Here is an 8,098-nt window from a genome sequence, read left to right on the forward strand (position 1 = left end):
GATCCTCACCGGCGGCCAGGTCATCTCCGAGGAGGTCGGTCTCAAGCTCGAGAACGTCTCCCTCGACCTGCTCGGCCAGGCCCGCAAGGTCGTCATCACCAAGGACGAGACCACGATCGTCGAGGGTGCCGGCGACGCCGAGGCCATCGCCGGCCGCGTGGCTCAGATCCGCGCCGAGATCGAGAACAGCGACAGCGACTACGACCGCGAGAAGCTCCAGGAGCGCCTCGCCAAGCTCGCCGGCGGTGTCGCGGTCATCAAGGCCGGTGCCGCCACCGAGGTCGAGCTCAAGGAGCGCAAGCACCGCATCGAGGATGCTGTGCGGAACGCCAAGGCAGCCGTCGAGGAGGGCATCGTCGCCGGTGGTGGCGTCGCCCTCATCCAGGCCGGCAAGACCGCCTTCGCCAACCTCGAGCTCACGGGCGACGAGGCCACCGGTGCGAACATCGTCAAGGTCGCCATCGAGGCGCCCCTGAAGCAGATCGCCTTCAACGCCGGCCTCGAGCCCGGCGTCGTCGCCGCCAAGGTCCGCGACCTCGACTACGGCTGGGGCCTCAACGCCGCCACCGGCGAGTACGTCGACCTGCTGGCCGCCGGCATCATCGACCCCGCCAAGGTCACCCGTTCCGCTCTGCAGAACGCGGCGTCCATCGCCGGCCTCTTCCTCACCACCGAGGTCGTCGTCGCCGACAAGCCCGAGAAGAACCCGGCTCCGGCCGGCGACCCCACGGGTGGCATGGACTTCTAGTCCAGACGCCTTCGGGCATCACGCACAGGGCGGTCCCTTCGGGGGCCGCCCTTCTGCGTGCGGGCTGTACGCTTCTAGGGCAGGCCCTCCATCCGGATCGCCTCAGGCGGGAAGAGGATTTCGTGTCGCAAGCTGCTTCACGCCATGACGGTCGGACGGCTCTGATCGTCGACGACTCCGAGGACCAGGCGCACCTGCTGCAGGTTCATCTCGAGCGGCTCGGGTTCACCGTCTCGATCGCCGGCACGGCGGAGGATGCGATCGAGTCGTACCGCCGCATCGAGCCGGCCGTCGCCGTGGTCGACCTGCTGCTGCCCGGGATGGACGGCTGGCAGCTCGTCGACGCCATGAAGGCGGAGGTGCCCGGCTCCCGGCTCGTGGTGACCTCGGTGCTCGGCGCCGAGGAGTACCCGACGGCGGATGCGGTGCTGCCGAAGCCGTTCACGTTCCGGCAGATCGCACGCACGATGGACAGCATCTTCCCGACCGGCTAGCGGTGGGAAGTCTCGAGGGGGCGCGAGCACGATGAACGTACTGATTGCTGATGACGACGCGGATCTCCGCGAGCTCGTCTCGATCGCCGTCCTCAAGGCGGGCTTCACGGTGACCGCCGCCGTGGGCACGGGCACGGAGGCGTGGGCGACGCTGCAGGGCTCGGACATCGATCTCGCGGTGCTCGACATCTCGATGCCCGGCATGACCGGTCTCGAAGTGACACGGCTCGCCAGGGCGGAGCCCGGGCTCGAGCGGCTCGTCGTGCTCATCATCACGGCCGACGGGTCGGTCACCATCGGGGCCGAGGCGGAGGGCGCCGGCGCGAACGGGCTCCTCACGAAGCCGTTCCAGGTGCGGGAGCTGGTGCGACTGCTGCGCGAGCACGCCCCGGCGGGCCGATGACGGAGCGCAGCGGCACCGAGGCGACGGCCGGCACGTTCGGCTCGTGGCCGCCGCTGCTCAAGCACGGCGCAGCCCTCACCGGCTTCGCCCTGGCGACCCTCATCCTCGTGTCGCCGATGGACATCGCGGCCGTCGTCTGGCCGGTCGTCGTGGCAGACGCCCTCGTGCTCGCGGCCGCCGTGTTCGCGATCGTGCTGCCCCGCACGGCGCTGCCGCCGCGGTGGGAGATCGTCATCCCGATCGTGACCTTCGTCGCCGTGGCGCTGCTGCGCACGGCCACCGGCGGCCAGCTCTCGCCGTTCGGCGCGCTCATGATCATCCCGGTGGTGTGGATCGCCTCCCAGCCCGGGCTCCGCTACGTGCTCATCTCGTTCGCGGGGGTGCTCGGTGTCGTGGCGGTGCCGTTCCTCGTGGGCATCTCGTCGGTGTCGGTGGCGGCCGACGTGGCGCGCCTGGTGTTCACGCCGGCGGTGTTCGCCATCGCCGCCGTGCTCATCAACCAGATCGCCCGCGTGCAGAACGACCGGCTGGTGCGTCTGCAGAAGCTCGGCCTCGAGCGCGATCGCCTCGTGCAGTCGCTCGAGGACTCGACGCGGGAGGCGCTCCGCCGGCAGGAGCAGACGCTCGAGGCGGCGCGCCTCCGCGACAGCGTCTGGGAGGCCATCACGGGGCACGCGATCATCGGCACCGATCTCGACGGCACCGTGAACGTCTGGAACCGCGGCGCGGTGTCGCTCCTCGGCTACTCCAGCACCGAGGCGATCGGCCGGCTCGACATCCTCGACGTGCACCCGCGCTACAACGAGGCGCGTTCGGCCCTGCGGGCCGGGACGGACGCGCCGGAGCAGAGCGACTGGACCTACGCGCGGAAGGACGGCACGACGTTCCCCGCCCACGTGCTCGTGACCGAGCGCTTCGACGAGGACGGCGATCCGGCGGGATTCATCTTCGTGGCGACGGATGAGACGGAGGCCACCGAGCTCCAGCGGCTCAAGGACGAGTTCACGAGCCTGATCTCGCACGAGCTGCGCACGCCGCTGTCGTCGATCCTCGGTTACGTCGAGCTCCTCCGGCCCGAGGACGACTTCGACGACCCGATGACGGATCAGCAGCTGAAGTACCTCGACGTGGTCGACCGCAACGCCCGGCGGCTCCTGCAGCTCGTGGGCGATCTCCTGTTCACGGCCCAGGTGGGCTCCGGCCGCTTCACGATCGAGCCGGTGCCGACCTCCCTGAACAGCCTCGTGCGGGCGGCGGTCGACACTGCGAGGCCCTCCGCCGACGAGGCGCACATCACGCTCTCGGTGGTGACGCCGGACGACGACGTGCCGGCGACGGTCGATCCGGTGCGGATCGGCCAGGCCCTCGACAACCTGATCTCGAACGCCGTCAAGTTCACGCCGCGCGGCGGCTCGGTCACGATCGGTCTCGAGAGCGCTCCCGGCGCCGCCCGCCTCATCGTGGCCGACACGGGCATCGGCATCCCCGCCGACGAGGTGGCGCGCCTCTCGGAGCGCTTCTTCCGCGCCAGCACGGCCACCCAGCACGCCGTCAAGGGCGTGGGCCTCGGCCTCACCATCACCAAAGCCATCGTCACGGCCCACGCCGGCACCATCGACATCGACAGCACAGTGGGCGCCGGCACCACCTTCACGGTGGAACTGCCCCTCTAGCCGGGCAGCCCTTCCGGCAGCAACGGCAGCGTCACACGGAACGTCGCCCCGCCACCCGGAGTCTCGAGCGCCTCCACCGTGCCGCGGTGGGCGGCCACGATGGAGGAGACGATCGCGAGGCCGAGGCCCGATCCGCCCGTCTCCCGGGTGCGGGAGGAGTCGGCGCGCCAGAAGCGCTGGAAGATCTTCTCGCGGATCTGCGGCGGGATGCCCTCGCCGTGGTCGACGATGTCGACGGTGGCGACGCGACGCTCCTCGTCGACCCGCACGGCGAGCTCGATGGGGGAGTCGGCGTCGGTGAAGCGCAGGGCGTTGCCGATGAGGTTCGTGAGCACCTGCCGGATCTTGTTCTCCTCGGCGAGCACGATCGGGCGCGTGAGGGGAACGGGTACGGCGACCGGGCCGGTGGCGTTCGCCTCGTCGCCGGCCGGGGTGAGCGGGACGACCGGCTGGGTGTCGCCCTTGGCGGTGCCGGATCGGGGTCGACGGCGTAGCCGGGCGAGGGTCGCATTCGCGAACGCGATCGGGCGGGTCGCCGTCGACGGTGTGCGCGATCCGTCTGCGCCCGCGGCACCGTCGTCCGGGGCCTTCTCCTCGAGTGCCGGCCCGAGGGTCACCGCGGCGGAGTCGTCGGGCGTGATGACGGAGACGACCCGGCCCGGGCTCGCCGCCCTCGCGTCCATGGCGGCGTCGACGGTGATCGGCACGAGGTCGACGGGCTCGAGCTGCAGCGGGCGGGTCTCGTCGAGGCGGGCGAGCTCGAGGAGGTCCTCCACGAGCGTCCCCATCCGGATGGCCTCCTTCTCGATGCGGTCCATCGCCTGCGAGACGTCCTCAGGGGTCTGCAGGGCGCCCATCCGGTACAGCTCGGCGTACCCCCGCACCGACACGAGGGGTGTGCGCAGCTCGTGCGAGGCGTCGCCCACGAAGCGGCGCATCTGGTCGATCGTGCGTGCGCGGTCGGCGAAGGCGCGGTCGATCCGGGCGAGCATGGTGTTGAGGGAGCGGTTGAGCCTGCCCACCTCGGTGTTGGGCGTGGCGTCCGACATGCGCTGGCTGAAGTCGCCGCCGTCGGCGATCGCTGCGGCGGTGCGCTCGACCTCGCGAAGGGGCCCGAAGGTGCTCGTGACGAGCAGCCTCGTGAGCATGGCGCCGAGGATGACGACTCCCACCCCGAAGGCGAGGAAGATCGAGAGGTAGGTGGCCGTGGTGCGCTCGGTCTCGAAGAGCGACTTGGCGATGATGACGTTGCCCTGCTCGGTGCCGCCGAAGAGGTAGACCTGGGCGGCGACCGCGTGCCACTCCATGCGCCCGTCGTGCGACTCGATGGTGAAGACCTTGCCGTCGAGCTCGTTCGCCTGCTCGAGCGTGACCTGCACGTTCGGCATCTCCTCCGGCTCGCCCTCGCCCCAGTTGCTGGCGAGCAGGTTGCCCGAGGAGTCGACGAGCCCCACGAAGTAGTCAGTGGGTGCCGAGGTGATGTCGGCCACGTCGAACTGCTCGGGCGTGGCTGACGGCCCGAGGAACGGCGACGGATCGCTGTCGCCCGCATCGAGCTGGGTGTCGACCTGCTGCAGCAGGTAGGTGCGCAGCACGATCATGGTGCCGACGCCCGAGACGACCAGCCCGAAGGTGAGCATGAGCACCGTGACACCGGTGATCTTCGTGCGCAGGGAGACGGCGCTCCACTGCTTCAGGATGGCGTTCAGCATGGCGTGAGCAAGGCTACCCTCCCGGGCTGATCAGACCTTGCTCACCTTGAGCATGTAGCCGAAGCCGCGCTTGGTCTGGATGAGCGACTCCTCGGTGTGCGCGTCGAGCTTGCGGCGCAGGTAGGAGATGTAGCTCTCGACGATGCCGGCGTCGCCGTTGAAGTCGTACTCCCAGACGTGGTCGAGGATCTGAGCCTTCGACAGCACGCGGTTGGGGTTCAGCATGAGGTAGCGCAGCAGCTTGAACTCGGTGGGGGAGAGCTCGATGGCCGTGTCGCCCACGAAGACCTCGTGCGTGTCCTGGTCCATCGTGAGCTCGCCGGCGCGGATGATCGCGTCTTCGTCGGCCTGCATGGTGCGGCGGAGGATGGCCTTGATGCGGGCCACGATCTCGTCGAGGCTGAACGGCTTGGTGACGTAGTCGTCGCCGCCGACGGTGAGACCGGTGATCTTGTCCTCGGTGTCGTCCTTCGCGGTGAGGAACAGGATGGGCGCGGTGTAGCCCGCGGCGCGCAGCCGCTTGGTCACGCCGAAGCCGTTCATGTCCGGCAGCATCACGTCGAGGATGATGAGGTCCGGCTCCTCCTCCAGCACGGCGGAGATGGTCTGGGCGCCGTTGCTCACGGCGCGCACCGCGAAGCCGGCGAACCGCAGGCTCGTGGTGAGGAGGTCGCGGATGTTCGGTTCGTCGTCGACGATGAGGATGCGAGGGCCGGTCATGCGTCCATTCTCTGCGGGTTCGCTGGGCGAAGGCTGGGAGCCTGTCGCATGCCCGGATGCGCCACTATGGTGCGATGAGACACATCGTGGGCTACACGGACACCCCGGCCGGACACGACGCCCTGGCTCTCGGTGTGCGGCTGGCGCGCACCGACGGCGCGCGGCTCGACGTGGTGCTCGTGCTCGCCAACGAGGAGCGGCCCACGATCGTCCCCGCCGATCCCGGCTACGAGAAGTTCCTGCGGGAGACCGCGGAGGGCTGGCTCGAGGCAGCGCTCGAGCGGGTGCCGGAGGGCATGAAGGCGACCTCGCACCTGGTCTACGCGGAGTCGCTCGCCGACGGGCTGCTCGAGGCGGTCGACACGCTCGGCGCCTCGCTCGTGGTGGTGGGGGCCGCCCGCGGTGGCCTGCTCGGCCGCTTCGCCCTCAGCACGGTGGCGAACGCGCTCCTGCACGCGGCGCCCGTCCCGGTGGCGCTCGCACCCTCGGGCTGCCGCGACCTCGCCGAGACCCCGGTGAGCCGCATCACCTGCGCGGTCGGCACCCGGGCCGGGGCCGATGCGCTCCTGGCCGCCGGCATCCGGGCCGCCCGTGCCGGCGAGGTGCCGCTCCGCCTGCTCTCGCTCGTGGCACTCGACGAGCCCACCGGCGCCGACCGGCCCGAGGCCCTCGAGCGTGCCCGCGAGCACGCGGAGGAGGTGCTGGCCCACGCCGTGGACGAGCTCCCGCGCGACCTGACGGTGACCTCGGAGGTGGCTACGGGCCGCGCCATCGACGACGCGATCACCGCCATCGCGTGGGATCCGGCCGAGATCGTCTTCGTCGGCTCCAGCCGCCTCGCCCAGCCCCGCCGCCTCTTCCTCGGCTCGACCGCGGCGAAGATGCTGCGCGAGCTGCCCGTGCCCCTCGTGGTCGTGCCGCGTGATGCGCCCACCCAGATCGGAGACCCGTCATGACCGCTCCCGAGACCTCGCCGAAGGGCTCCGCCGACCCGGCCTCGCCGCCCACCGCGGCCACCGCCGCCCTGTCGAAGAAGGGCCTCGGCGCCGGCACCGTCGGTCTCGTCGGCGCCATCGTCATCGGCATCTCCTGCATCGCTCCCGCCTACACGCTCACGGGCGCCCTCGGGCCCACCGTGGCGGAGGTCGGCACCCACGTGCCCGCCATCTTCCTGGTCGGCTTCATCCCGATGCTGCTCGTGGCGTTCGGCTACCGCGAGCTCAACAGCCGCATGCCCGACTCGGGCACCTCGTTCACGTGGGCCACCAGGGCCTTCGGGCCGTGGGTCGGCTGGATGGCGGGCTGGGGGCTGATCGCCGCGACCATCGTGGTGCTGTCGAACCTCGCGGGCATCGCGGTCGACTTCTTCTATCTGATGCTGTCGCAGATCTTCCAGAACCCCGACATCGCCGACCTCACCACGAACCCGTTCATCAACGTCGTGACCTGTCTGGCGTTCATGCTCGGCGCCACCCTCATCTCCTACCGCGACATGCAGACCACCCAGAAGCTGCAGTACGTGCTGGTGGGCTTCCAGCTGCTCGTGATGGTGTTCTTCGGCATCGTCGCCTTCGTGCACGTGGGGGCGGGCGACGCGTTCGACGCCCTGCCGATCTCGCTCGACTGGTTCAACCCCTTCGCGGTCGGCTCGTTCAGCGCCTTCGCCGCCGGGCTCTCGCTCTCGATCTTCATCTTCTGGGGCTGGGACGTGACTCTCACGATGAGCGAGGAGACGAAGGGCTCGAGCTCCACGCCCGGCAAGGCCGCCACCGCGACCGTCGTGATCATCGTGGTGCTCTACCTCTTCCTCTCGGTCTCGCTCATCAACTACGCCGGAGTCGGCGACGGCGAGTTCGGGCTCGGGAACGCCGACATCCAGGGCAACGTGTTCTTCTCCCTGGCCGGCCCCATCCTCGGCCCGCTCGCCATCCTGGTGTCGATCGCCGTGCTCTCCTCGTCGGCGGCGTCGCTGCAGTCGACCTTCGTGTCACCCGCTCGCACGCTGCTGGCGATGGGCCACTACGGCGCGCTGTCGCCGAAGTTCTCCAAGGTGCACCCGCGGTTCTTCACGCCCGGCTACGCCACGATCGTGTCGAGCCTCGTCGCATCCGTCTTCTACACCGTGATGCGCTTCATCTCGGAGGACGTGCTGTGGGACACGATCACGACCCTCGGCATGCTCATCTGCTTCTACTACGGCCTCACGGCGTTCGCGTGCGTCTGGTACTTCCGCAAGCAGTGGTTCTCGAGCGCGCGCAACTTCTTCTTCCAGTTCTTCTCGCCGCTGGTGGGCGGGCTGATCCTGGGCGTCCTGTTCTTCACGACCATCATCGAGAGCGCGAACCCCG

Annotated in this window: 8 protein-coding genes; 6 read left to right on the forward strand and 2 right to left on the reverse strand. The window is 69.9% G+C overall.

Features of this window, described 5'->3' with window-relative positions; genetic code table 11:
• From Q0D57_RS18455 to Q0D57_RS18470, 4 genes are all read left to right on the forward strand, one after another.
• Positions 1-748: TCP-1/cpn60 chaperonin family protein (locus tag Q0D57_RS18455; protein WP_291046806.1), on the forward strand; the 748-nt coding region annotated here is incomplete at its 5' end.
• Positions 749-870: 122 nt separating this feature from the next.
• The gene (locus Q0D57_RS18460) at positions 871-1,242 is read left to right on the forward strand and encodes a response regulator (RefSeq protein ID WP_291046808.1); all 372 of its coding nucleotides are present in this window, start codon (positions 871-873) and stop codon (positions 1,240-1,242) included.
• A 31-nt stretch (positions 1,243-1,273) separates the two neighbouring features.
• Positions 1,274-1,645 (forward strand): response regulator, encoded by a 372-nt coding sequence (locus Q0D57_RS18465; protein WP_291046809.1) that lies wholly within the window; start codon positions 1,274-1,276, stop codon positions 1,643-1,645.
• Entirely contained in the window at positions 1,642-3,318 is a 1,677-nt protein-coding gene (locus Q0D57_RS18470; protein WP_291046820.1) for an ATP-binding protein, read from the forward strand. The genes Q0D57_RS18465 and Q0D57_RS18470 overlap by 4 nt, the downstream gene beginning before the upstream one ends.
• Here Q0D57_RS18470 and Q0D57_RS18475 read toward each other — a convergent pair.
• The gene (locus tag Q0D57_RS18475; protein WP_291046822.1) at positions 3,315-5,030 is read right to left on the reverse strand and encodes a HAMP domain-containing sensor histidine kinase; all 1,716 of its coding nucleotides are present in this window, start codon (positions 5,028-5,030) and stop codon (positions 3,315-3,317) included. The two genes, Q0D57_RS18470 and Q0D57_RS18475, sit on opposite strands and share 4 nt — an antisense overlap.
• Before the next feature lie 30 nt (positions 5,031-5,060).
• Complete coding sequence (locus tag Q0D57_RS18480; RefSeq protein ID WP_259525148.1) at positions 5,061-5,750, reverse strand: response regulator transcription factor; 690 nt, start codon at positions 5,748-5,750, stop codon at positions 5,061-5,063.
• 74 nt (positions 5,751-5,824) lie between these two features.
• On the opposite strand from Q0D57_RS18480, the gene Q0D57_RS18485 reads away from it, so the two are divergent.
• Both Q0D57_RS18485 and Q0D57_RS18490 read left to right on the forward strand, forming a co-directional pair.
• Positions 5,825-6,706, forward strand: coding sequence for a universal stress protein (locus Q0D57_RS18485; RefSeq protein ID WP_291046823.1), 882 nt, complete (start codon positions 5,825-5,827; stop codon positions 6,704-6,706).
• Positions 6,703-8,098 (forward strand): APC family permease (locus Q0D57_RS18490; RefSeq protein WP_291046824.1); only part of this gene is annotated, 1,396 nt, incomplete at its 3' end. The genes Q0D57_RS18485 and Q0D57_RS18490, both read left to right, overlap by 4 nt.

The sequence above is a fragment of the Herbiconiux sp. genome, from assembly GCF_023264895.1.
In the GTDB taxonomy this organism is placed as follows: domain Bacteria; phylum Actinomycetota; class Actinomycetes; order Actinomycetales; family Microbacteriaceae; genus Herbiconiux.